Source organism: Thermococcus onnurineus NA1, assembly GCF_000018365.1.
GTDB classification, from domain to species: Archaea; Methanobacteriota_B; Thermococci; order Thermococcales; family Thermococcaceae; genus Thermococcus; species Thermococcus onnurineus.
The window spans coordinates 931,491-955,256 of the sequence record NC_011529.1; the positions used below are offsets into that span (position 1 = coordinate 931,491).

A 23,766-nucleotide genomic window follows, 5' to 3' on the forward strand; every position below is an offset into this window, starting at 1 on the left:
TCACCTCAACATGCCCTATTTTTCGGTTCTTCGCCGAAGACGGCCTTGTAGAGCTTTCTGAACTCCTCCCAGGAACCCCTTATTACTGGATGCCTCGGTATAAAGGGAATCTCGTCATCAGGGAGAGTGGACAGCTCAAAGGTGCCTATCTCCTTTGCTATTTTGACGATTTCCTCCTTGTCCATGCCTATGAGCGGGCGGTAAATCGGCAGATCGCTCGCCCGGCTGACGATGTACATGTTCTCCAGGGTTTGAGAGGCCACCTGGCCGAGGGAGTCACCCATCACGATGCCCTTTGCCCCAAAGTCCTTCGCGATTCTATCGGCGTGGCGAACCATCATGAACTTGCAGAAGACACAGGTGTAGTTCTCTTTTTTAAGCTCCTTGAGTTTCTGGAGAATTCTTTCCCGCTCTTTGGGTTTAACCACAATCAGCTCGCCCTTTCCACCATAGCCGTACTTCCTAAGCTGGTTCCATATCTTCCTGACCTTTTCGAGGGTCTTCTCGCCCATGTAGATGTGCACCGGGATTACCTCTACACCGCGCTTCATCATGAGGAAAGCGGCAACCGGTGAATCAATGCCGCCGCTGAGCAGAGCCACGACCTTGCCCTGAGTGCCGATGGGAAGGCCACCCCAGGCTTTGACCTTGTCCACGAAGATGTAGGCCTTGCCCTCCATTAGCTCAACGCCAACTTCTATGTCATACTCGTGGAGATTCACCTCGCTCTCTTCGTTCTCGAGGATGTACTCGCCGACCTTCGCCTGGATCTCCGGACTCTTCAGGGGGAACTCCTTGGTTATGCGCCTCGCGGTTACCCTAAAGCGAGGTTTTTCTAATCTAAGCTCTCTCTTCTTTCTGCGGAATAGCTTGAGGGCCATCCTGTTGATCTTCTCCATTTCTGCGTCGATCTCCATCGCCGGGGAAAGCGAGACTATGCCGAAGACCCGCTTAAGAACCTCAACAGCCTCTTCAGCCCTGTTTGTCTTTACAAGAACCCTTCCGTGCTTTGCTTCTACCTTCTTGAACTCGACTTCCTCACTCACCAGGGCCTCACGGATGTTGTTCATGAGGATGTTCTCGAACCATCTCCTCGTCTGCCTCGACTTCGTGCCTATCTCACCGTAGCGGACTATGACGACGTTGAACATGAGCATCACCTCACCATATGAGGGAACTTAATCACAATCTCGACGTACTTTTGAATGACGACACAAAGGACGATCGAGATGAGATATGAGGAAAGGAGTATCAGCTCGTTCATCTCGAAAATGTGGGCCGCTATCTCCTTCGCTCTCGGCGTGGCGTCAACTATGGCGCCCATGTACTTCCTCTTGAGCCAGTGGTTTATCTGAATGGCCAGAACTAGGATCAGAACCCCAGCTAACCCCCACATCTTTCCAAGAGCGATCATTAGGAACAGCGTCGAAGCCACTATTATCCAGCCGCCGATGACGCCGAGGAGTATGACGAACTCTATCATCCTTTCACCAAAAGGAATTGAGGGAAGGAGAATAAAAACGTTTAGATGAAGCGAGTGACCTGTTCGAGGGTCTTCCTCCGCTTCCGTGGTGCTGCTTTTTCCAGCGGATAGCCAAGGGGTATAACACCGACGAGATAGTAGTTCTCATCGAGGCCAGCCAGCGTTCTGACCTGCTCCTCGATGCCCCTGAAGTTCGTAACACCTATGTAAACAGTACCGAGGCCTAACTCAACTGCTTTGAGCATTAAATTCTGTATCGCCATTGCCGCGCTCTCCACGCTCCAGAGAAACTCGAGTTCGTCAAACTCTTCACCTTCGAGGAAGCGGACACGTTTGTCGATGAAAACTGCTATATAAACCGGTGCCCGGTACATCCCCCTTTCATACATCTTCTTTCTAAGCTTCTCTATCTTCTCTTCCGAGAGATTCACCGCCCGATAGTACTCCTCCATCCCGCGTGCTATCAGGTGGTAAATCTTCTCCCGTGCTTCCTCACTCCTGAAAACAACGAAAAGCCAGTTCTCGAGGCTGCTGGCGGTAGGTGCCCTCACTGCCGCTTCAATGAGCGCCTTGATGGCATCCTCCGGAACATCCCTCTCCTCAAAATACCTCACAGAAGTCCTCTTGAGTATTGCCTCGCCGAGCTCCACAGTATCACCCAGTGAAACGTTAGTGGGAAGGTTAATCAGTCTTTCCAAAACCAAAGGTTTAAGAGAGCCCTTGAGTAATTCCCCCAAGGTGAAAGCATGTACGGATGGAGAGGCAGGCTTGGTCTTATCGTTCCCTCTTCGAACACCACGATGGAGATGGAGCTTCACTCGGCCATCCCCGAGGGGGTCTCACTGCACACCGCGAGGGTTCCGCTCAGGAACGTCACGGAGGAAGAGCTCATCAAGATGAACGCTTTAGCGGTGGAGAGCGCCAAGCTCCTCCGCGATGCAGGGGTTGAGCTGATTCTTTACGGATGCACGAGCGGTTCATTCATCGGCGGCAAGGACTTCGAGAAGGAACTCGAGGCAAAGATAGAGAACGAAGTAAACGTCCCGGTGGTGAGCACGAGCACGGCCGTCGTTGAGGCCCTGAAGATGCTCGACGCCCAGTCGATACTCGTGATAACTCCTTACACCGACGAGATAAACGAACGCGAGAAGGAGTTCCTCGAGGCCAACGACTTCGAGGTTCTCGACATCAGGGGTCTTGGCATAGAGGACAACACCAAGATAGGGAAGCTCGAACCCTACGAGGCCTACCGCTTAGCTAAGGCCACCTTCGTGGACGAGGCTGATGCAATCTTCATAAGCTGCACCAACTTGAGGACGTTCGAGATCATCGAGCCTCTGGAGGAAGACCTTGGTGTCCCAGTAATCACCAGCAACCAGGCTTCTCTCTGGCTGGCACTCAGAGAAATGGATGTCATGGAGAAGATTCCCTGGCTTGGAAGACTCCTAACACAGTTCTGATCTTATCACCATTCAACATTTTTGTGTCCATTCAGTTTCCGAAACCCTTTTAAGAATACGTCCACATTTTCCAAACGTTAGTCACTGAGGGTGATACATATGGAGCTCCTCCACAAGGCTAGGGAACTTTCGATATACACCGCGTACAACACGAACGTCGACGCGATAGTCTTTCTCAAAGGAGAGACAGTCCAGAAACTGATAGACGAATTCGGTGCAACAGCCGTGAGGAGAAGGATGGAGGAGTACCCAAGGGAGATAAACGAGCCCATAGACTTCGTTGCAAGACTTGTTCATGCGCTTAAAACTGGCAAGCCGATGGCTGTGCCTTTGGTTAATGAAGAGCTCCACGAGTGGTTTGATTCCCACTTCAAATATGACGTCGAGAGAATGGGGGGTCAGGCGGGCATAATAGCGAACCTTCTGGCGAACCTCGACTTCAGACGTGTTATAGTTTACACCCCTCACCTGGCCAAAAAGCAGGCCAGAATGTTTGTTGATAAACCAAATCTCTTTTATCCTATTGTTGAGGACAGAAAGCTGACCTTCAAGCACCCGCGCGAGGCCTACCGCGAAGGCGACCCGATAAAGGTCAACAGGATATTCGAGTTCCGCGCGGGGACGACCTTCAAGCTCGGAAGCGAAACGATAACGGTTCCTTTCTCGGGCAGGTTTATCGTTTCGGCCAGATTCGAAAGCATAAAGATCCATACTAAGTCCGAGCTGAGACCTTTTCTCCCCGAAATAGGGGGCGAGGTTGATGGGGCGATCCTTTCGGGATACCAGGGGATAAAGCTCCGCTATTCCGACGGGAAGGATGCAAACTACTACCTCAAGAAGGCCAAAGAGGATATTATACTCCTTAAGAGGAAGAAGGACATCAAGGTCCACCTGGAGTTTGCCTCAATCCAGAACCGCGAGCTGAGGAAGAAAGTCATCTACAACCTCTTCCCACTCGTCGACAGCGTAGGCATGGACGAGTCAGAGATAGCCCACATCCTGAACGCTCTGGGATACTCAAAACTCTCGGACAGGATATTCACCTACAACCGCATCGAGGACACCGTTTTGGGAGGAAAGATACTCATTGACGAGATGAACCTCGAGGTTCTCCAGATTCATACGATCTATTACATCATGTACGTTACCCATGCTGACAATCCCTTGAGCGAGGAGGAGCTCATGCAGAGTCTCGAGCTGGCCACGACTTTAGCGGCAACGAGGGCTTCTCTGGGGGACATCAAATCGCCCGAGGACTTCAAGGTTGGCCTCAAAGTTCCCTACAACGAGCGCGGTGAATACGTCAAGCTCCGCTTCGAAGAGGCCAAGAGGAAGCTGAGAACTAGGGAGTACAAGGTCGTTATAATCCCGACAAGGCTAGTCAAGAACCCGGTTTCAACGGTTGGCCTCGGAGACACGATTTCAGCTGGAGCCTTCACGAGCTACCTTGCCCTGCTGAAAGAGAAAGGAGAACTCTGATTATTTCTCAATTAATCCCTCTATCAACCTCGCCTTCTCCTGTGCCTTCCTGAGATGCTCCACTGTGACTTTCGTGTAAATCTGAGTTGTTGACAGGTTCGAGTGACCGAGCAGTTCCTGAATAGCCCTTATATCAACGCCGTTTTCGAGCATGTGGGTGGCAAAGCTGTGGCGGAGCATATGGGGTGTAACCCGAATTCCAGCCCTGTCGCCGTATTTTTTAAGGAGGTACCAGACGGTCTTCGGAGAGAGCTTATCCTTCCTCTCCCGCCTGTCTTCCACAATAAGGTATTCGCTGTCGTCATCTCTTGTTTCAAGGTAAGCCTTAATCCCTTCCAGCAGGAAGGCAGGAATCGGCACAACGCGATCCTTGGCGCCCTTTCCGCCGCGAACGATTATAAGGGAGCGCTCGAAGTCGACATCGGACTTCTTCAGATTGCACAGCTCGCTGACGCGAAGACCTGCGCCGTAGAGGAGGAGAAAAATGAGCCTGTCGCGCTTCTTCGTCGGCGGGATAACGGAGAGAATTTTCCTGACCTCCTCCCTCGTCAGGCTCTTGGGGAGGCTCTTGGGTACCTTTGGCGGCCTGAGCTTTTCGGCCTCTTCATCATAGCCTTCAAAGCGGAAGTAGGAGCGCAGGGCTTGGACGACAAGGTTCAGACTCTTGTTGGAGTAACCTTCGCGCCTGAGCTTTGCGAGAAAACGGAGTGCGGAGCGGGCTTTAAGCTCCCCGCCCCCTTCCAGATAACGCCTCACGTAGTAGGAGTACATCCTAATGGTGTTCGGGCTCTTGCCCTCCAGATCAAGGTAAGTCTCGTACTCCTCGATTACCTCGTTGATGGCTTCCATTTCACAGCCCCTTCAAGAGGCCCTCAATGTCGTCAGGCTTTATCTCTGCGTCAGCGACAACTTCTGGCTCTTCGGGAGGCTCAGACGGTTTTGGCGGCTCCTTCCTCGGTGGCTCTGGTGGCTTTGGAGGCTCCTCCCTTATGGAGAGACTAAGGTAGACTGTCTTGAGGAGTTCATCAACTAGTCCCTTGTCCTCGGCGAAGATGTATCCCTGGCCGACTATGACTTTACCCGCCAGTCCAAGCTTCTCGACGGCTATTGCGATGAGCCTCTCCTCAGGGGTGGGTTCAGCTGGAAAGAGATTCTTCCAGGCATCGTCTATTTTAACTGGTCTGCTCTTCTTGTTGAGGAGTTCTCTCAATCCTTCATTCTCGTGCCTAATTCTTACGTATTCCCCATGGAGTTCCTCATACTTCTTCTGAAGATCTTCGTACTCTTTGTAGAGGGCCTCGTAGTCATTTGCCAGCTGGTCGTACTTCCCCTTAACATCAAGGAGCTCCTTTCTCAGTTCCATGTAGCCGGGCAGCAATTGGAGTGTTTTGAGCCCTGCTCTCACCAGTGTGTTCTTGAGTTCCTTCCTGACGAGCTCGACATCTACGTGCTCAAGGTCATGGCCGAGAGGGAGCTTCATCCTCTCAATGTGGCCGACCATCTCGCTCAGCTCATTAAAAAGCCTCTCAGCAAGGTCTCTTCCAACGCGGTCGGCGTCAGTGGCTATGATAAGCAGGTCAGCCCCAGCTGCGGCGCTCTTTGCAATCTCAACGTTGGTCGTCGGGATTATGGCAGAAATCGTTATGTTGTACTCACTTCCCAAGGCCAGACCTTGAAGAGCTTTACTTACCACTTCAACGTCGCTCGCACCTTCAACCAAAATTCTAACATCGACTATGGCCATTCCCATCACCTCGCGGGGTCGTTACCCCTTTGAAAATAGGGTGGGGTCTTTAAAAATCCTCCCTCAGCTCAACCTCAAGGCTCGGCCTTTCGAGGATCACCCTACCATCTGGAAGGAGTGAAATGCTCAGCGCGTGGATTTCAACGCCAGCGTTCTTGGCTTCACTCAGAAGGCGCGCTATCTCAGGGTCGCCTCTCTCGTATGGCCTGAACTTCTCAACACTAGGTATGGCGCCGATGAAAAAAATCATTGCCTTCCTCCCGGCCTTTTGGAGCTCTATCAGCTCTTTTATGTGCTTCTGCCCCCGCAGGGTAGGACAGTCTGGATACATAGCATATTCTCCCCTCTCCCCACCTCTCAGAACCGCGCTCTTCATCTCAGCGTAAACCTCTCCGCCAGGACACTCGAAGAGGTAGTCCAGCCTTGAGCTTCCAATGGTTACCTCTCTCCTCTTTATCCTGCAGTCTTTAAGCCATGGAACCAAGCCAAGCTCCACTGCCTTCTCAAAGGCTTTGGCCTGAGTCCTCGTGTCTATGATGGCTCCCTTTCCACCTAGGTCTTCAAAGGCAACTAGGACGAAGTCTGTCTTTCCCCCGCTCTTGGGAACGCAGAAGGCCTTCCTCCCTGGAATCATGAACTCTTCCAAGCGGCCGGTGTTTGTAACTAGGGCTTTTCTTTCTTCCCCGTCAACATCTACTAGTGCCACGAAGCGGTTGAGCCTTTTGATGAATGTACATGGTACAACATTAAGCCTGAGGAGTATCTTAATCATATTTATATTTTGGTTTTCAAAACTTTTAAATTGATGTATGCATACTCTTTCATAGGTGTTGGGGATGGAAATTGAGTACATCGATCTAATCAAACAGTGGCGAAATATTTACAGGTCTGAGATTAAAGAAAAGCCCTCTCAACTTCAGAGAACTGAACTAACCCCCCAGAATTACTTCCAAGTTAGAAGACCTTTTTTTGCGAAGCTTTTTCCAGAGGATCCAGAATACGTAAGAACTTTCAGAATGATTTCTTATGGTATGATGGAATATAGTCCCTCTCTAAGAAGCCTTATTCTGAGAGGTGCGGGATTAAAGCTCGCTAAAAGACTTGTAGAAAGTGGAGAAGTCAAAAGTCTAGATGACCTACCTAAAGTGTTCTTAAATCAAAAGATAGGGCTTCTTGATATCTTGGAAGAGTCTTTTAATAGGATAAAGCTAAATATCTATGAGTGTATGAGCTGTTACCATACTGTCCCTATAGGGAGAACTTTATGTGATTTTGAAGCAGGCCTGATCCAAGGTATCATAGAAGAGCTAGTAGGCAGAAACATTACAAGAGAGATATACTGTCAGGGACTTGGCTACTCTTTCTGTGGCTTTGAGGTAGTATTTGAGTGATGGTTATGGGAGTTATAGTTGTACAACCATCAGGAAGGTGTGACGCAACCTGTGCAAATTGCATTTGGAGAGAAAGGTTAAGTGGAGTAATGCTCCCTGGGGATGTTCTTCCTAGAATAGCCTCTCTTTTAGATGGGTTCAGATTCGATGAAGGAATATTGATGTGCCCTAACCCGTTTCTTCATCCAAAAATAAAGATTATCTACGATGAGCTGAGGGACATATCAAAAAGGGTGACCGTTTTTATACCCTTAACTGCCAGTCTCTCCAACCTCAGAGTAGATGTGCTTGCTGATGTGGACATGATCTCTATAATTGTTCCGCCCATGATAGATATTAAAAGAGGGGATACTCTAATTAGAGCCCTTGAATCGAGAGGTATTGATCACATTGAGGCTTATTTGGTATTTAACTCGAGCTCGGATCCAGGGGAGATCCTTAGGAAAATCGGGGAGTGCATGAAGCGAGGATTAAGAATAACTGTTGGACCCTCCCTTTTCAGCCCTCCATCCGGAGATATGTTCATTGAATCAATAAGTGCCAGAAAAGATGTCGAACTTGGCCTGCATTATGGAAGGAAATATCTTTATTCTGCTATGAAAGTGTTCCTAAATGATTATCCCATTACTCTGCTTATGTCCCCCATGGATCCATGCAGGCATCTTTATGTTAATCCATATGGCATTATATCAAAGTGTCCAAACTCAAATTTTTCAGTGAGCTACCGGGAGATGACTAGAGAATTACTTCGGAAGATATTCTTTTCCCCATGTCCCAACAATAAGAATCCGAGTTTTGTACCCAAAGTTGAAATATCCTTTGTTACGTCATCAGGCATAAAAATTCCCGGAGATATTATGGAACTCCTTGAACTTATTTCTCAGACCAGATCATTTAGAGCGGCATGTAAGATTATGGGAGTTTCTCCATCAACATACTGGGAAAGGATCAGGGATATTGAGGAAAAACTCGGGAGAAGATTGATTGTCTCCGTTAAGGGAGGTCGAAAAAAAGGAATAACTGTACTCACTGGAGTTGCCTTGGATCTCCTGAAAGAATACCAACGGATCCGAGAGAGAGTTTTACTGTCTCTAAATGAAAGGTTCTAATACGGTGGATCGAATAATTTCTTGCGTTTTTATCCGGATCGCCGAACACGATTCCATCTTAAAATCTTTTTGTTTACATTATACGAGGTGATCAACAATGCCAGCTTTTTCCGGTTCCAACATGGAGAAGCTTACAATTTACATAAATCCAGAGAGATGCACGGGGTGCAGGGCCTGCGAAATTGCCTGTGCAGTTGAACATTCAATGAGCAAAAACCTCTTTGGCGCAATTTTTGAAAAACCAACCCCCAAACCCCGACTCCAAGTTGTTGTCGCCGACTTCTTTAATGTTCCAATGAGATGCCAGCACTGTGAGGACGCTCCCTGTATGGAGGCCTGCCCAACAGGAGCGATCTCAAGGACCAAAGAAGGCTTTGTTGTCCTTAACGCCAACAAGTGCATAGGCTGTCTCATGTGTGTGATGGCCTGTCCATTTGGCCATCCCAAGTTCGAGCCCGAATACAAGGCTGTGATAAAATGCGACAGTTGTGTTGATAGGGTCAGAGAAGGCAAAGAGCCAGCATGTGTCGAGGCCTGTCCAACTAGAGCCCTGAAGTTCGGGACTCTCGGCGAAATACTGGAAGAGGTTAGAAAGGAGAAGGCAGAGAGTCTCATATCTGGGCTGAAATCGCAGGGGATGGTCTACATGAAGCCCGTCTCCGAGTCAAAGAAGAAAGAGGATCTTGTTAGACCTATGGATCTGTATCTTGCCTATTCAAATGTAGTGTGGTATTGAGGTGGTGAAAATGGCCGGAAAGAAGGTTCCCTCAAAGCAAGTCTCCATAACTCCAGGTGTTGGAAAGCTTATTGAGAAAGCCGAGGAGGATGGGGTCAAGACTGCCTGGCACAGATTTTTGGAGCAGCAGCCTCAGTGTGGATTCGGTCTCTTAGGTGTCTGCTGTAAGAACTGTACAATGGGACCATGTAGAATCGATCCGTTTGGGGTTGGCCCAACTAAGGGAGTTTGTGGTGCGGATGCAGATACAATAGTAGCAAGGAACATTGTAAGAATGATAGCGGCTGGTACTGCCGGTCACAGCGATCACTCAAGAGATGTAGTCCATGTATTCAAGGGCATTGCTGAAGGAAAGTTCAAGGACTATAAACTAACAGATGTTGAAAAGCTCAAAGAGCTGGCTAAGATTCTGGGTGTCGAAACAGAGGGCAAGAGCGAAAATGAAATTGCATTGGAAGTCGCCCACATTCTTGAGATGGAGTTCGGAAAACAGGATGAGGAGCCAGTAAGATTACTTGCAGCAACAGCACCAAAGAAGAGGATTAAGGTCTGGGAGAAGCTAGGAGTCTTACCAAGAGCCATCGACAGGGAGATATGTCTCAGTATGCACAGAACCCACATAGGCTGTGATGCAGACCCTGCAAGCCTTCTACTGCATGGTGTGAGGACTGCCCTGGCCGACGGCTGGTGCGGCTCAATGATGGCCACTTATCTGAGCGACATTCTCTTTGGAACACCAAAGCCGATAAAGTCGCTGGCGAACCTGGGAGTCTTGAAGGAAGACATGGTCAACATAATCGTTCACGGCCACAACCCGATTCTCTCCATGAAAATAGCAGAGATTGCCCAGAGTGAAGAGATGCAGAAGCTTGCAGAGCAGTACGGAGCAAAGGGAATTAACGTTGCTGGAATGTGCTGTACCGGAAACGAAGTTCTCTCAAGAATGGGAGTTCAGGTCGCTGGAAACTTCCTAATGCAAGAGCTGGCGATTATAACTGGTGCAGTTGAGGCCGTGATAGTTGACTACCAGTGCCTAATGCCCTCATTAGTTGATGTCGCTTCATGTTACCACACTAAGATAATAACTACTGAGCCAAAGGCTCGCATTCCGGGAGCAATACACGTCGAATTTGAACCTGAGAAAGCGGACGAGATCGCCAAAGAGATCATCAAGATTGCAATTGAGAACTATAAGAACAGAGTTCCGGCAAAAGTCTACATTCCAGAGCACAAGATGGAATTGGTTGCTGGATTTAGTGTCGAGGCAATACTTGAAGCCCTTGGTGGAACACTGGAGCCCCTCATAAAAGCCCTCCAGGACGGAACAATAAAGGGAATCGTCGGAATCGTTGGATGTAACAATCCAAGGGTCAAGCAGAACTACGGTCACGTCACCTTGGCCAAGGAGCTCATCAAGAGGGACATCCTGGTTGTTGGAACTGGTTGCTGGGGAATTGCTGCAGCAATGCATGGATTACTAACCCCCGAAGCAGCTGAAATGGCCGGTCCAGGGCTGAAGGCAGTATGCGAAGCGCTCGGAATTCCACCATGCCTGCACATGGGAAGCTGTGTTGACTGTTCGAGAATCCTGCTGGTCTTGAGTGCCCTTGCCAATGCTCTGAATGTTGACATTTCAGACTTGCCAGTTGCTGGCTCTGCTCCAGAATGGATGAGCGAGAAGGCAGTGGCAATAGGAACCTACTTCGTTGCAAGCGGCGTCTTCACGCACTTGGGAGTTATCCCACCAGTCCTTGGAAGCCAGAAGGTTACCAAACTCCTTACGGATGACATCGAGGATCTCCTTGGAGGGAAGTTCTACGTTGAGACAGATCCAGTGAAAGCGGCAGAAACAATATACAACGTGATAATTGAGAAGAGGAAAAAACTTGGATGGCCCATCTAATAGTTTCTATTATTTTAACTTTGAATTTTGTACATTAAACGTACAAACATTGCCGGAGGTGCCAACAATGAAAATACTAGTAGCTGGAAAAGGAGGGGTTGGCAAGACAACAACAACAGCATTACTCGCCCATATAATCGCCGACAAAGGCTACAATGTACTGACCCTTGATACAGACTCCGTTCCAAACCTTGCTCAAAGCCTTGGTGTCCCATATGATGAGGCATTAGATATCGTTCCACTCTCGCGGAACGAGGAGCTTGCCCAAGAGAGAACGGGAGCAAAACCTGGTTCCGGTTGGGGGGTACTGTTCTCCCTCACACCGAAAGTTGACGACTTAGTGGACATGTACGGAATAAGGATAAAACCGAATCTAAGTCTCGTCGTGGTCGGGAGTACAGAACAGCCAAAGGAAGGCTGTCTGTGTCCGTCGATAGCACTCGCCAAAGCATTCCTGAATCATGTCCTTCTAAGAGAGAAGGACATTGTAATAGTTGATAGTGAGGCTGGTGCAGAGGTGTTCGGTAGAGGTCTAGCGGAAAAATTCGATGTTATGCTTTGTGTTGCGGAACCAACACTTAAATCGCTCACCATAGCCAAGAAACTTCTCAAAATGGGTGAGGAGCTCAACATTTCGAACTTAATGCTCATAATTAACAAAGTACACGATTCCATGGAAGCCGCTAAGCTCTATTCACGTGTCTTCTCTGACTATCTGGTTCCCTATCACCTGGTGCATTTTGACACGTCCGTAATTAAAGCTGACAATGAAGGTCTGGGTGTCAATTCCATACCAAGAGATTCTAGGATTTACCGTGATGTTGAATCTCTTGCAAATAAACTTCTGAGCATGAAAAAACGCTCAAAGGTGGTATGAATGTGTGAGTCAAAAGCCGTTGTTGTGGAAAATGGAAAGGAAGAAATCATAATGGAGGACGTGGCGTTTTTGTATTTTAAGGAAGGAAAGCCAGTGATAAGAGACATTCTCGGTAGAGAGATGCTACTCGAAGACTATGAGCTGGACAGCATTGATTTTCTGAGGCACATCATGAGGTTTAAACTCAGGAGGTGATTCTATGGAGGTAATTTTTCTTTTTATTGTCATTATTCTGTCAGTTGCATCTTTCATTGGAGTCTTTTCGAGGAGCGCAATTTTAACGAAGTTAGTAAATGCTCTCTCCGCTCTTGGCTCATTGACAATAGCCTATGCCGGGATTGTAGGTCTTAAAGAGAGCGTTGAATTAAATATCACTCTGTTACATCTGAAATCGGATTCCATTATCAATGCGTTCTCAACTCTAACACTCAAAGTCGACCCGCTGTCAGGCTTTTTCATGATAATACTCGGAATTCTGGGCTTCTGTACATCGGTTTATGGTATTGCATACTTAGACATGTATAAAGGAGACAAGAGACTATATGCCTTCAACTATCCCCTCTTCCTGCTCTTCATGTTCCTTGTTCTCGTCTCATGGAATCTCTTGTGGTTCGTTGTGTTTTGGGAACTGATGACTCTCTTCTCCCAGTTCCTGGTAGCGTTTGAAAGGAACGAGAAGACTCTCATTGCGACCCTCAAGTACTTCTGCATGACTAAAGCCGCAGCAGACTTTATGCTGATAGCCATAGTATTGGTACTCATAACAATCTCTGGCGGAGGTGATTACGATATCCTCTCGTCCCAGCTCGTAAACTATTTCCGCTCTCATCCTCTGGAGATGTATCTTGTAAGTGCTGGATTCATGATCGGACTTGGTGTCAAGGCCGCCCTTGTGCCGTTCCACGTATGGCTTCCAGACGCATACGTGGAGGCACCAAGTAACGTCTCGTCATTGCTCAGTGGGGCCATGGAAAAAATGCCAGTGTATATGATGTTCCGCTTTTTCCTGAGTTTCACCCCACTAACCCCTAATATTGGTCTACTCATAGCACTGTTCGGAACATTAACCCTGTTTTTTGGTACGATGTACGCACTAAAGCAAACAGACTCAAAGCGCCTACTGGCCTACCATAGTGTCGGCCAGATAGGTTACGTTGTCTTTGCCCTTGGGGCAGGGATATATCTCCTTTCCAAGGGGTACACCACATTCGGAGCTCTTGCCCTTATGGCATCCCTATTCCACGCTCTCAACCATGCATTCTTCAAGGGACTGCTCTTCCTAACAGCAGGCTCGATCCTTTATAGAACTGGAAGCAGGGATTTGGACCACTTGGGAGGACTAGCGAGATTTATGCCGATAACGGCATTTGCTGCACTGATAGGTTCTCTTTCCATAGCTGGGATGCCACCATTCAACGGCTTTGTTAGCAAGTGGATGATATACGTTTCAACACTTCCGACTCCGACTCTCGTTTCCCTGTTTGGGGCCCTAGCACTATTCATAAGCGCTGTAACAACCGCATCTTTCGTTAAGTACTTCACTTCCATCTTTGTAAGACCGCCTGCCAAGGAGATAACGGTCAAAGAAGTCCCAGTATCAATGTGGGCGTCCCAGTTGATTCTCGCAGTTCTTTGTGTAATTTTTGGTGTTTATCCAGCATTGCCACTGGAAGCAATCTCAAAAGCGGTTGACTCAGTAGGCGTGACCACTCCATCAATCACGGTCTTTCCCGGTCTCATAGTGTCCGACGGTATTGGAAACATAGCTCCTCTGGCTCTCCTGGTATTCTCCGGAGCTCTGACCGCAGTGTTACTAGCCATTTTCCCATACAAAATCAGTCTTCCGGTGTGGACAACTGGCACGAGACGGTCCCTGGCCATGAGGCTTCCAGCGAGCTCATACTATGCCTCCTTTGAGGAAGAATTCGAGGATGTTTATAGCTGGGGAGAATGGTGTGTATGTACCACGAAAAGACTATGGGACGCCACAAAAGCCGTCTTGTCCAACTTTGAGGAAGTATCCTTCGACTTGGACAAGATGATGACTGGAGCTTGGCTAATGCTCCTTATACTCCTTACAATACTCGGGGGTGTTCTGTTATGAATGCAGTTTATGCTGCCCTCAATCTAATCTTCATAGTACTCTTTGCTCCGTTATTAGACGGAATCGAGAGGAAAGTCAAAGCAAGACTTCAGTCAAGACAAGGGCCGCCGTTAATCCAGACGTGGCTTGATTTATTAAAGCTCTTCAGAAGGCCAAACGTCAGGCCTAGGGAGTCCGTAAGATGGCTGTTCGAACCAGCACCAGCAATAGCGCTTGTATCTGTATTGGCGGCGTCCCTGTTCATCCCATCACTGCTTCCTGGCTCTTTAGACACATGGGGGGATATAATCGCCTTCATATACCTCTCAACGCTCTCAGCCGTCGCCATAGCTCTCGGAGCGTTCTCAACTGGAAGTCCATATGCCCAAATAGGATCCCACAGAGAAGTTTCAATCATAATGGCAGAGGAATTCTCCTTGGCTTTTATAGTGGCCGCACTCGCAGCATCCAGTGGAGGTCTCTCGTTCTCGCGACTTTTCCCCCTCCAACTAAAAGTATCTACCATAACAGGTGCTCTGGCATTCGCAGTTATGGCATACGTCGCGGGAGCCAGAATCCCATTTGACGTCGCTGAAGCCGAACCAGAGATAGTCGAGGGTCCCTTCATAGAGTTCAGCGGGAAAGGCCTGGGAATGTTAAAGCTCTCAATCTACGTGAAACGGCTACTTCTCACCACGATACTCCTGAACTTCTTCCTACCCCAAGATGGCACAGTGAGAGTACTAGTCTACGTCATTGGACTAGTCATCATATCAGTTGTTTACGCGTCAATTGAAGCCCACTATGGAAGATTCAGGACTAAAGACGCCGCCAGATTCCTCAAGCGTTTTGCAATAGTTGGAATCCTAAGTTGGATTTTGGGAGTGGTGGGGTGGTAAATTATGGTATTTGATATCCTCAAAGGATGTAAAATACTGGAGCACAATGATAAGATGACAGTCGCCGAGGTCGGCGCCAGCAATATACGGGAGATTGCAAGGGCGTTATTCGAGAGGGGTTATTACTACTCTAGTGGCATGGGAGTAGACGAACGGCCCATAAACGGGAGGTTTGCAATGTACCACATATTCAACTGCGATACAGAGGGAAGATATGTGGTTCTCAAGATAACATCCCCCGAAGGGAGCCCTGAGGTACCGTCAATAACCCCTGTTATCAAGGGTGCTGAATGGTCAGAGAGAGAAGCCATGGACATGCTCGGCATAGTTTTCAGTGGGCATCCAAAGCCCGAAAGGCTTATTCTACCGGACGATTGGCCAGAAGGAGTCTATCCCTTGAGAAAAGACTTTCCTTACAACAAAAAGCTTCCACCGTCAAAACCCATAGAAAAAGAAAGGGAGCACAAAAAAGACGTCATGGAGATACCCCTGGGACCATATCATCCCTCCCTTCACGAACCAGAGTATTTTGAGCTCTATGTTAAAGGAGACAAAGTCGTAGATGCGGAATACAGGGGATTTCACATCCATAGGGGAATGGAGAAGCTTGCTGAATCACGAATGACAATAAACCAAATCCCATTCCTCGCGGAGAGGATATGTGGAATCTGTGGTTGCACCCATTCCGCCGCATACTGTCAGGCAGTTGAGGATGCTGCTGGCATCTACGTTCCGGAGAGAGCACAGTATATAAGGACAATAATGCTTGAGGTAGAGAGAATTCACAGCCACCTCCTTTGGTTCGGGGTTGTATGCCATCTTCTCGGCTTTGACAGCGGCTTCATGCACATCTGGAGGGCTAGAGAATACATAATGGACATAGCAGAGCTCATAACCGGCAACAGAAAGACCTACGGAATAAATATTGTCGGAGGGGTAAGAAGAGACATCACGGAGGATAAAAAGGAAAAAACGCTGAAACTTCTGGACATGGTTGAAAAAGAGAGCAGGGAAGTACTTGATAACATCGCTGAGATGAAGGAGCTCAGAGAAAGGATGGAGGGTGTCGGAGTTCTACCGAAGAAAGAGGCCAGGGAGATAGGTGTGGTCGGTCCCATGGCCAGGAGCTCTGGGATTGATACTGATGTAAGGCGAGACCATCCCTACGCGGCTTACAAGGACTTGGACTTCAAAGTCCCGGTTTACAAAGAAGGGGACGTTTTTGCAAGGTTCCTCGTAAGATACGAAGAAATTTTTGAGAGCTTCAATATGATAAGACAGGCCCTGGAAAATATGCCTCCAGGAGAACTGATAAATGACGAATATGAGATTCCTCCATTCAAACTCGGTATCGGAGTCACTGAAGCTCCACGTGGGGAGAACATCCACGCCGTGATAACATGGGGAGAGAACATGATTTACCGCTGGCATCCAAGAGCTGCAACCTATAACAACCTCCCGGCGGTTCCTATAATGCTCAGAGGGAATGACGTTGCAGATGCTCCCCTAATAATAGCCAGCATAGACCCATGCTTCTCCTGTACAGACCACGTCTCAATAATTGATTCTGAAAGCGGGAAGATTCTGTGGAGAGGGCCGCTTAAGGAGGGCGTGAGGAGGGTCTGAAATGGGGAGGCTGAAACTACTGGGCAAGGCCATTTCCATAGGTAGTGTCACAGAAAAATATCCTTTCGCTCCGATTGACGTTCCAGATGATTACAGAGGAAAACCAGTTATCAACGAGGAAACATGCATAGGTTGCGGTGCCTGCGCTAACGCCTGCCTCCCCAAGCAATTAGAGTTTTCACAGACGAGGCTAGGGGCATCAGAGTTGTCCATCTTTTCATTGGGAGATGTATATTCTGTGGTCGTTGCCAAGACGTATGTCCCGTGGGTGCGATAAAGCTAACCACACAATTCGAGCTTGCTACATCAGATCATGACGAACTGCACCAGATTGTGGAACTACAGATGGCCCGCTGCAGTGAGTGCGGAAAGTCCTTCGACACATATAGGCATCTGATAGCTTCTCTCGAAAAAATACACCCTTGGGAAAGAAAGAATCTCCTTCTGTGCCCTGAGTGTAGAGCGAAAAAAACGTCTGAGTGGAGGGTGTGGGGGTGAGATCCATGGTAAAAAATAGTCTATGGGTTTTTCATCTCAACTCCGGCTCGTGTAACGGCTGTGATATAGAGATCCTAAATATCTTTGCACCACGAAACGATGTTGAAAGACTCGGGATAAAGCTCGTTGGCTCTCCCAGACATGCAGACGCCATAGCATTTACCGGACCAATTACAAGGGAGTGTCTGCCAAAGGTTATTGACGCTCTGAAAGCGGTTCCGGAGCCAAAAGTGGTTCTGGCCATAGGAGCGTGCGCCTGTGGAGGGGGCATATGGTATGATACTTACTCCGTAATAGGTGGTGTTAAAGAGCTCTACAGGATTCTAAAAGAAGAATACAACATGGAGCCTCCCGCGACGGTTTTTATACCTGGCTGTCCCCCAAAGCCAGAGGCCATAATCTACGGTGTGGCTGTTGCTAGTGGGATGCTAGAGTCAAAACAGAAGAAGACTGTCTATGTCGAGCCGGAGGAATCTGTGGCAAATGAGAAGCTAATGATCGCCGAGCTCATAAGTGAAACAGAAAAGACGAGGCACTTTATGCCGGGAATTGTCATCAGGGGGGTTGAGGATGAGCCTTGAGGACACATTCATTATCTTCATGAAGTTCATTATTCCGCTTTACCTGCTTGCATTTGTGATTTATGCAATTAGAGCTTTCAGAGGTCCAACAATACCTGACATAATACTAGCAATAGACTGCATGAGCTTCGATATCGCAGCATTCATGGCCATTCTGGCAGTCTACTTCAAAAGCGTCTTTCTGATTAGTGGTGCTATAACTCTAGCATTGTGGGCTTATCTTCTGGATATCTACATAGCCAAATACCTTGTGAGTAGAGAGGTGGGAGCATGAGTGAGGTGCTGTTCTACCTCGGAGCCATCATGATAATCATCGGCGGCATCTGCGACCTCTTTGGGGCCATAGGCCTACTCCGCTTCCCCAACTTCTACGTCAGGCTACACGCTGCAACTGTTGGAACTATCGGGGGTGCAGTAGTGCCGTTATTCGGTGTCGGATTTTTAGCATTGGGTAGCAATTTCCTTCCCCACAAGTATGCCATAGCAGGAGCTAGTTTCGTCACGGGGATAATAGTGCTTCTGGCAGCGCCTGCCGGTGCCCATGCCTTAGCGTACGCCGCTCACAAAGCTAAGCTCGTCCAATGGAACCCCAAGTGCGACCACTTAACAGAGGTGAAGAAGCATGATTGAAGTGCACTTACTAATGCTGGCAATTACAACAATCATCGGATTAATATTCTCATACTTGGCAATTATTGAAAAAGACCTGCTTAGAGCCATTGGCTTTTCGGCAGTCCAAGCAATTGCCTATGCAATCGCATTTTACATCCTAATGGCACCAGACATTGTCCTGGCCTACGTTGCTATAGCGGTTGGAATATATTCAGCACTCCTGGTTTTCGTTGTGAGTAAAACAGGGAGATACGAGGTGGTGTAAATGAAAAAGCTAATCCCACTTGTAATCATACTTGTGGCAATATTGGGATTGGCTTATTATATTGCTCCAAAACTCCCCCAGCAAACTGATGTAAGACCTCTAGGTGAGTTTTACCTCCAGAATAGTTATTTCGGGGATTACTCGGCTAGAAGTCCAGAGGTCGTCACCTCAATCTTGTGGGACTATCGTGGTGTTGATACACTCTTTGAGACTGCGGTATTCTTCCTTGCGATTATTGGAAGCCTAACTCTCTTTAGGCTAAATAAAAGACAGGAAAAGGCAGCAAAGCAGAAGACAGAGGAATTCACAGGAGGTCTTACCATAGTAGTCAAATCAGTTACGAAAATTATTGTCGTCATGATCCTTGCGGTTTCGGCTTCGATAGCCCTGCACGGTCACTTAACGCCCGGTGGTGGCTTCCAGGGCGGCTCTGCTCTCGCGGTCGCTCCGCTCCTTATAATAGCAGCATACTCAAAATATACCCTAGAAGAAAATGGCTTGGACAAGACGAGGGCATTAATTCTGCGTTCTATTGGACTCCTGGGAATAGCGTTAGTGGCGTTAGTTCCACTCCTTAGCGGAGGCTTCATCATGCAGAATCAGCCAGTATTTCCCGCAGAGATCGACAGCCAGCTTATTGGCGGTTCACTGATTTACTACAACTTCTTCGAATTCCTAGCAGTTGGAGCCGGCTTCACTGCAGTATTCCTCCTACTAGCAATCCCAGAAAGCATATTTAAGCGCTTTTTACGGGGGGATGTGGATGAGTAGTGCGGTTCCCTTTATATTATCAATCATAATACTATCACTCATCGCGACAATCATGATCGGCCTGTATGGTATCGTGGGGAGGCCCAATCTAGTCAAAAAACTCATCGCACTAACAATTTTGGGAGATACTACAAACCTGCTTGTTGTTTTACTTGGATATCGCTCAATTTATCCTGTAATGCCACCAATATTGCCCGACTTAAGCAAGGAGACACTAAGTCAGTTCATCAGCACAGCAGTTGACCCTCTACCACAGGCCCTAGTGATTACTGCGGTGGTTATTGGAATGGCCGTTAACGTTCTCCTAGCCTTTGCAATAATCCAGATTTACCGTTTATACGGGACTGTTGACACGAGAGAGCTTCAACAGGAGCTACTTGGGGGTGGTGAACGATGAAAGGTGTGGTCCCCACTGCAACGCTGATATTCATCACATACCTCATATTTACGGGGTCTGCAAGTCCATTTGACTTAGTTACTGGGATAATCGTAGCCATTAGTGTCGGATTGCTTATTGGGAGATACTTAGTCCAGAATGATACAAAAGCCATGAACCCTACCAGATGGCTATGGACTGTGATATATTTCATTTGGTACATGCTCGTGGCCGAGACTAAGTCCCACGTTGACGTTATGGTGAGAACGATTACAGGAAAGTACGAGCCAGGGATTGTCAAAGTACCAATTGGAGTAAAAACAGACTATGCAAAGACACTAGTCGCAAATTCAATTACCAACACTCCAGGAACAGTAGTTGTAGATCTAGATGATAAGTACATGTATGTGAACTGGATTAACGTAACTACAGAGGATCCTGAACAGGTTAAGGGAGAAATTTCTGCAGACTTTGAAAAGTTTGCGAAGAGGATATTCGAGTGAGGTGATGAAAATGGACGTTGTCGGCATTACTCCAGTCATTCCGGTAATCTTCGCATTCGCACTACCTTTATTCTCAATCATAATCAAAGGAAACAGAAAGATAATCCAGGCTTACGTCCTAATAGGGACTGGCTTGGCTTTAGTTAGCACTTTCAAACTCTTCCAGAAAACCTACGCCTCGGACAGGCCATTAGTCTACACTTTCGGAGGATGGAGTGCACCAGTTGGTGTAATCTACGAAGTCGACAAGCTAAGCGCCTTAATTGCCTTGGTGACCGCTGGACTTATGTTCCTGATCTCAATTTACTCGTATAGATACCTAGAACACGAAAATGGTCTGGAGTGGTATTATACGCTCTATCTGGGTCTGGAGGCCGGACTATTGGGAGTCCTGTTGACCGGGGATGCATTCAATCTTTTCGTCATGATAGAAGTTACGAGTATTGCAGCCTATGCCCTGGTGATGTTCTATCGCGATAGAGGCGATTCAGTGTACGCTGGCCTCAAATACGCCCTAATAGGTGCCGTAGGAACCACGATGTACTTTCTGGCCCTCGGAATACTCTACGGCGCCTTCGGTACTGTTAATCTTGCCGATTTGACGGCAAAGGTTCACGGAATGGACTTTCCTCTAACTGGTGCTCCAGTTGGGGATATCGTGGTTGCCTCGGGTGTTGCCTTGGCCTTGGCCACCTGGGCGTTCCTCATAAAGGCCGCAATAGTCCCGAACCACTTCTGGCTCCCAGAAGCACACCCAGCAGCACCAAGCCCAATCTCAGCCATACTCTCAGGACTAGTCGTCAACGTCGGTGTCTACTCACTCATCAGATTCCTCTACACCGTCTATGGGGGTACACTAATTCCAGAATTGGCCCGCATAGTCAGCGTATTGAGTAACATCGTCGTTGTCCTTGGTGCAGTATCATCCCTTTTCGGCGCTGCAATGATGACAGTCCAGAAGGACGTTAAGAGACTCATTGCTTATTCAACAATAATGCACATGGGTTATCTATTCATGGCGGTTGGACTTGGCACTCAATTAGGACTACAGGCCGCATTGTTCCACCTGGTAAACCATGCCATTGCCAAAGCTCTGCTGTTCCTAGCGGCAGGAGCTTTTATTCACGCCATTGGTTCAAGGAACGTGGATGATCTGGCTGGCCTGGGTAAAAAGATGCCAGTTGCGACGTTCAGCCTTGCAATAGCTACATTAAGCCTCGTAGGTGTTCCACCATTAAACGTGTTCTTCAGCAAGCTGCTACTCTTCAATGCTTTAATGGAGAAGGGCCTTGGTCCAGCGTTAATCCTGGTGATAAGCTCTGTAATTGCGCTGGTAGCTTATGTAAGGGTGTTCCACATTATTTGGCTGGGCAAACCAAGGAAGGATATAAAGATCAAAGAGCATGCCAGCATGAGCTTAGTTTGTTTGGTATTGGCGGTAATCTGTATTATAGTCGGACTGGCAACCCCAATTATTGTGGACGGCCTCATAAACCCAGCAGCGACACAGGCGATGGACTATAACAGCTACATAAATGCAGTATTGGATCTTGCCTTAAAGACTATTCGTTAATCACACTCTACTTCTACTCTTTTATCTGTTAACAGCGCTTAAATGAGCACATGACTATCAATGGGTTGTTACTACACCTAAAACCTTAAATATCTCCCACCCGAGCATTTAGATGGAAATCTTAACGAAAGAGGTGATGGGAATGGTTGACTACGCGCTGCTCAAAAAGATTGTTGAGGCTCCTGGTGTTTCTGGATATGAGTTTTTGGGCGTTAGGGACGTTGTCATCGAGGCCTTCAAGCCCTACGTCGATGAGATAAAGGTCGACAAGCTCGGCAATGTCATAGCCCACAAGAAAGGCTCCGGGCCAAAGGTCATGCTCGCGGCCCACATGGATCAGATAGGCCTTATGGTCACCCATATCGAGAAGAACGGATTCCTCCGCGTTGCCCCGGTTGGCGGTGTTGACCCAAGGACGCTCATAGCCCAGAGGTTTAAAGTCTGGATTGGCCCGAACGAGTTCATCTACGGTGTCGGTGGAAGTGTTCCACCGCACATCCAGAAGCCCGAGGAGAGGAGCAAGGCTCCGACCTGGGAACAGGTCTTCATCGACATAGGCGCCGAGAGCAAGGAGGAAGCCGAGGAGATGGGAGTTAAGATCGGCACCATAATCACCTGGGACGGAAGGCTTGAGAGACTCGGCAAGCACAGACTCGTCAGCATAGCCTTTGACGACAGGATTGCTGTCTACACCCTTGTCAAGGCCGCCCAGGAGCTCGGCGAGACCGATGCGGACATATACTTTGTGGCCACCGTCCAGGAGGAGGTCGGCCTCCGCGGTGCAAAGGTTTCAGCCTTTGGCATTGACCCTGACTACGGCTTCGCCATTGACGTTACCATTGCCGCTGACGTTCCTGGAACACCGGAGCACAAGCAGGTCACCCAGCTCGGAAAGGGAACCGCAATAAAGATAATGGACCGCTCCGTCATCTGCCACCCGACCATCGTCAGGTGGATGGAGGAGCTCGCCAAGAAGTACGAGATACCCTACCAGTGGGACATCCTCCTCGGTGGAGGAACCGATGCTGGCGCAATACACCTCAACAAGGCTGGCGTTCCAACGGGAGCGATAAGCGTTCCAGCGAGATACATCCACTCCAACGCGGAAGTTGTGGACGGACGCGACGTTGACGCTGGAGTTAAGCTGATGGTCAAGGTTCTCGAAGAGATTCCGGGGCTTAAGCTCTGACTTTATTTCCCTAAATTTAAAATAATATTCTTCTCTATTTCCATCTACATTATCAACTATCCAGAATTGCTAGATAATACTATTGGAGTTCAATGCTATAATCATGCATAAAAGCTCTTCAAAACATCTATAAATCGAAAAGTTTTTATTATCTTAGCAGATAATAAGAACGCCCTCACCACAAATGGGGGGAACGATGGATAGAAGGAAAGTAGGGGCTGTTGGATTGGCTGTTCTGGCCATCTTCCTGATGGTAGGGAGCGTGGCAGCACTCCACTACACCACAGTGAAGCCAGGGGCCATTGCAGGGGAGGATTATGAGTACAGAGATGTCAACTACTTCTTTGCCAGTGGGGGATTCAGTGCCTATGCGATGGGGCAGTGGGAAGTACCGCCAGAATACACTCTAACACTTGTCCTGTGGGATCACCAGGCAAGGTCATGGGGGGACGGCCTGCTCTGGAGAGTTGAAAGATGGGAGTCCGTGTACGAGGTTGGGACCAGAGTCTATGGAACCGTCGGTACATATGGTGACTGGATTGTAGCTCTTGTCCCAGCACCCGTAGGGTAATGATCCATGAACCCCTAATAGCTCAGATAGAGGTGGT

General features: G+C 48.2%; 29 protein-coding genes. 23 read left to right on the top strand and 6 right to left on the bottom strand.

The features are described 5' to 3' along the window. Window positions 1-5: 5 nt before the first annotated feature. Genes thiI through TON_RS05150 form a run of 3 tightly spaced genes read right to left on the bottom strand, consistent with a single transcriptional unit; the run spans window position 6 to window position 2,133 of the window. Window positions 6-1,151: a tRNA uracil 4-sulfurtransferase ThiI gene (gene thiI / locus TON_RS05140; protein WP_048055159.1), complete on the bottom strand. Its 1,146-nt coding sequence runs from the start codon at window positions 1,149-1,151 to the stop codon at window positions 6-8. Window positions 1,152-1,156: 5 nt separating this feature from the next. Next, window positions 1,157-1,483, bottom strand: coding sequence for a hypothetical protein (locus tag TON_RS05145; RefSeq protein ID WP_012571969.1), 327 nt, complete (start codon window positions 1,481-1,483; stop codon window positions 1,157-1,159). Between the two features lie 41 nt (window positions 1,484-1,524). Next, window positions 1,525-2,133 (bottom strand): nitroreductase family protein, encoded by a 609-nt coding sequence (locus TON_RS05150; RefSeq protein WP_012571970.1) that lies wholly within the window; start codon window positions 2,131-2,133, stop codon window positions 1,525-1,527. 96 nt (window positions 2,134-2,229) lie between these two features. On the opposite strand from TON_RS05150, the gene TON_RS05155 reads away from it, so the two are divergent. Both TON_RS05155 and pfkC read left to right on the top strand, forming a co-directional pair. After that, the gene (locus TON_RS05155) at window positions 2,230-2,943 is read left to right on the top strand and encodes a maleate cis-trans isomerase family protein (RefSeq protein ID WP_012571971.1); all 714 of its coding nucleotides are present in this window, start codon (window positions 2,230-2,232) and stop codon (window positions 2,941-2,943) included. A gap of 99 nt (window positions 2,944-3,042) precedes the next feature. Beyond that, window positions 3,043-4,422 carry an ADP-specific phosphofructokinase gene (gene pfkC, locus TON_RS05160; protein WP_012571972.1) on the top strand — a complete coding sequence of 460 codons (1,380 nt, stop codon included), beginning with the start codon at window positions 3,043-3,045 and terminating at the stop codon, window positions 4,420-4,422. Here pfkC and xerA read toward each other — a convergent pair whose 3' ends face one another. The 3 genes from xerA to sfsA are packed head-to-tail and all read right to left on the bottom strand — an operon-like array spanning window position 4,423 to window position 6,938. Beyond that, window positions 4,423-5,271, bottom strand: coding sequence for a site-specific tyrosine recombinase/integron integrase (gene xerA / locus TON_RS05165; protein WP_012571973.1), 849 nt, complete (start codon window positions 5,269-5,271; stop codon window positions 4,423-4,425). Between the two features lies 1 nt (window position 5,272). After that, window positions 5,273-6,166 carry a toprim domain-containing protein gene (locus TON_RS05170; RefSeq protein ID WP_012571974.1) on the bottom strand — a complete coding sequence of 298 codons (894 nt, stop codon included), beginning with the start codon at window positions 6,164-6,166 and terminating at the stop codon, window positions 5,273-5,275. 49 nt (window positions 6,167-6,215) lie between these two features. Next, entirely contained in the window at window positions 6,216-6,938 is a 723-nt protein-coding gene (gene sfsA, locus TON_RS05175) for a DNA/RNA nuclease SfsA (protein ID WP_012571975.1), read from the bottom strand. A 64-nt stretch (window positions 6,939-7,002) separates the two neighbouring features. On the opposite strand from sfsA, the gene TON_RS05180 reads away from it, so the two are divergent. From TON_RS05180 to TON_RS05275, 21 genes are all read left to right on the top strand, one after another. Next, window positions 7,003-7,557: a V4R domain-containing protein gene (locus TON_RS05180; RefSeq protein ID WP_048055067.1), complete on the top strand. Its 555-nt coding sequence runs from the start codon at window positions 7,003-7,005 to the stop codon at window positions 7,555-7,557. Continuing rightward, complete coding sequence (locus tag TON_RS05185) at window positions 7,557-8,666, top strand: winged helix-turn-helix domain-containing protein (RefSeq protein WP_238516371.1); 1,110 nt, start codon at window positions 7,557-7,559, stop codon at window positions 8,664-8,666. The genes TON_RS05180 and TON_RS05185 overlap by 1 nt, the downstream gene beginning before the upstream one ends. A 121-nt stretch (window positions 8,667-8,787) precedes the next feature. Then, a complete protein-coding gene (locus tag TON_RS05190; protein ID WP_048055160.1) occupies window positions 8,788-9,402 on the top strand; it encodes a 4Fe-4S dicluster domain-containing protein in 615 nt (204 codons plus the stop codon). Between the two features lie 10 nt (window positions 9,403-9,412). Beyond that, window positions 9,413-11,305 carry an anaerobic carbon-monoxide dehydrogenase catalytic subunit gene (cooS, locus tag TON_RS05195; protein ID WP_012571978.1) on the top strand — a complete coding sequence of 631 codons (1,893 nt, stop codon included), beginning with the start codon at window positions 9,413-9,415 and terminating at the stop codon, window positions 11,303-11,305. A gap of 67 nt (window positions 11,306-11,372) precedes the next feature. Continuing rightward, window positions 11,373-12,182, top strand: coding sequence for an ATP-binding protein (locus tag TON_RS05200; RefSeq protein ID WP_012571979.1), 810 nt, complete (start codon window positions 11,373-11,375; stop codon window positions 12,180-12,182). Then, window positions 12,183-12,377, top strand: coding sequence for a CooT family nickel-binding protein (locus TON_RS05205; RefSeq protein ID WP_012571980.1), 195 nt, complete (start codon window positions 12,183-12,185; stop codon window positions 12,375-12,377). Between the two features lie 4 nt (window positions 12,378-12,381). After that, window positions 12,382-14,286 carry a proton-conducting transporter transmembrane domain-containing protein gene (locus TON_RS05210; protein ID WP_012571981.1) on the top strand — a complete coding sequence of 635 codons (1,905 nt, stop codon included), beginning with the start codon at window positions 12,382-12,384 and terminating at the stop codon, window positions 14,284-14,286. Beyond that, on the top strand, window positions 14,283-15,164 hold the full coding sequence (locus tag TON_RS05215; protein WP_012571982.1) for a respiratory chain complex I subunit 1 family protein: 882 nt from the start codon (window positions 14,283-14,285) through the stop codon (window positions 15,162-15,164). The genes TON_RS05210 and TON_RS05215 overlap by 4 nt, the downstream gene beginning before the upstream one ends. A 3-nt stretch (window positions 15,165-15,167) precedes the next feature. After that, window positions 15,168-16,790 carry a hydrogenase large subunit gene (locus TON_RS05220; RefSeq protein WP_012571983.1) on the top strand — a complete coding sequence of 541 codons (1,623 nt, stop codon included), beginning with the start codon at window positions 15,168-15,170 and terminating at the stop codon, window positions 16,788-16,790. A gap of 1 nt (window position 16,791) precedes the next feature. Continuing rightward, a complete protein-coding gene (locus tag TON_RS10605; protein ID WP_238516373.1) occupies window positions 16,792-17,067 on the top strand; it encodes a 4Fe-4S binding protein in 276 nt (91 codons plus the stop codon). Continuing rightward, window positions 16,989-17,288, top strand: coding sequence for a 4Fe-4S dicluster domain-containing protein (locus tag TON_RS10610; protein WP_238516423.1), 300 nt, complete (start codon window positions 16,989-16,991; stop codon window positions 17,286-17,288). Before TON_RS10605 ends, TON_RS10610 begins: the two co-directional genes overlap by 79 nt. Window positions 17,289-17,293: 5 nt before the next feature. Then, window positions 17,294-17,869, top strand: a complete 576-nt coding sequence (locus tag TON_RS05230; protein ID WP_012571984.1) for an NADH-quinone oxidoreductase subunit B family protein — start codon at window positions 17,294-17,296, stop codon at window positions 17,867-17,869. Beyond that, window positions 17,859-18,143, top strand: a complete 285-nt coding sequence (locus tag TON_RS05235; RefSeq protein ID WP_012571985.1) for a monovalent cation/H+ antiporter complex subunit F — start codon at window positions 17,859-17,861, stop codon at window positions 18,141-18,143. The genes TON_RS05230 and TON_RS05235 overlap by 11 nt, the downstream gene beginning before the upstream one ends. Next, window positions 18,140-18,499 carry a monovalent cation/H(+) antiporter subunit G gene (gene mnhG, locus TON_RS05240; RefSeq protein ID WP_012571986.1) on the top strand — a complete coding sequence of 120 codons (360 nt, stop codon included), beginning with the start codon at window positions 18,140-18,142 and terminating at the stop codon, window positions 18,497-18,499. The genes TON_RS05235 and mnhG overlap by 4 nt, the downstream gene beginning before the upstream one ends. Next, a complete protein-coding gene (locus TON_RS05245) occupies window positions 18,492-18,746 on the top strand; it encodes a hydrogenase subunit MbhD domain-containing protein (RefSeq protein WP_012571987.1) in 255 nt (84 codons plus the stop codon). The genes mnhG and TON_RS05245 overlap by 8 nt, the downstream gene beginning before the upstream one ends. Next, complete coding sequence (locus tag TON_RS05250) at window positions 18,747-19,517, top strand: MnhB domain-containing protein (protein ID WP_012571988.1); 771 nt, start codon at window positions 18,747-18,749, stop codon at window positions 19,515-19,517. After that, on the top strand, window positions 19,510-19,914 hold the full coding sequence (locus TON_RS05255; protein ID WP_012571989.1) for a Na+/H+ antiporter subunit C: 405 nt from the start codon (window positions 19,510-19,512) through the stop codon (window positions 19,912-19,914). The genes TON_RS05250 and TON_RS05255 overlap by 8 nt, the downstream gene beginning before the upstream one ends. Further along, window positions 19,911-20,396 (top strand): Na+/H+ antiporter subunit E, encoded by a 486-nt coding sequence (locus TON_RS05260; protein ID WP_012571990.1) that lies wholly within the window; start codon window positions 19,911-19,913, stop codon window positions 20,394-20,396. Before TON_RS05255 ends, TON_RS05260 begins: the two co-directional genes overlap by 4 nt. A 10-nt stretch (window positions 20,397-20,406) precedes the next feature. Beyond that, a complete protein-coding gene (locus TON_RS05265) occupies window positions 20,407-21,969 on the top strand; it encodes a proton-conducting transporter transmembrane domain-containing protein (RefSeq protein WP_012571991.1) in 1,563 nt (520 codons plus the stop codon). 142 nt (window positions 21,970-22,111) lie between these two features. Continuing rightward, window positions 22,112-23,158 (top strand): M42 family metallopeptidase, encoded by a 1,047-nt coding sequence (locus TON_RS05270; protein WP_012571992.1) that lies wholly within the window; start codon window positions 22,112-22,114, stop codon window positions 23,156-23,158. 196 nt (window positions 23,159-23,354) lie between these two features. Next, on the top strand, window positions 23,355-23,729 hold the full coding sequence (locus TON_RS05275) for a hypothetical protein (protein WP_012571993.1): 375 nt from the start codon (window positions 23,355-23,357) through the stop codon (window positions 23,727-23,729). Window positions 23,730-23,766 lie beyond the last annotated feature (37 nt).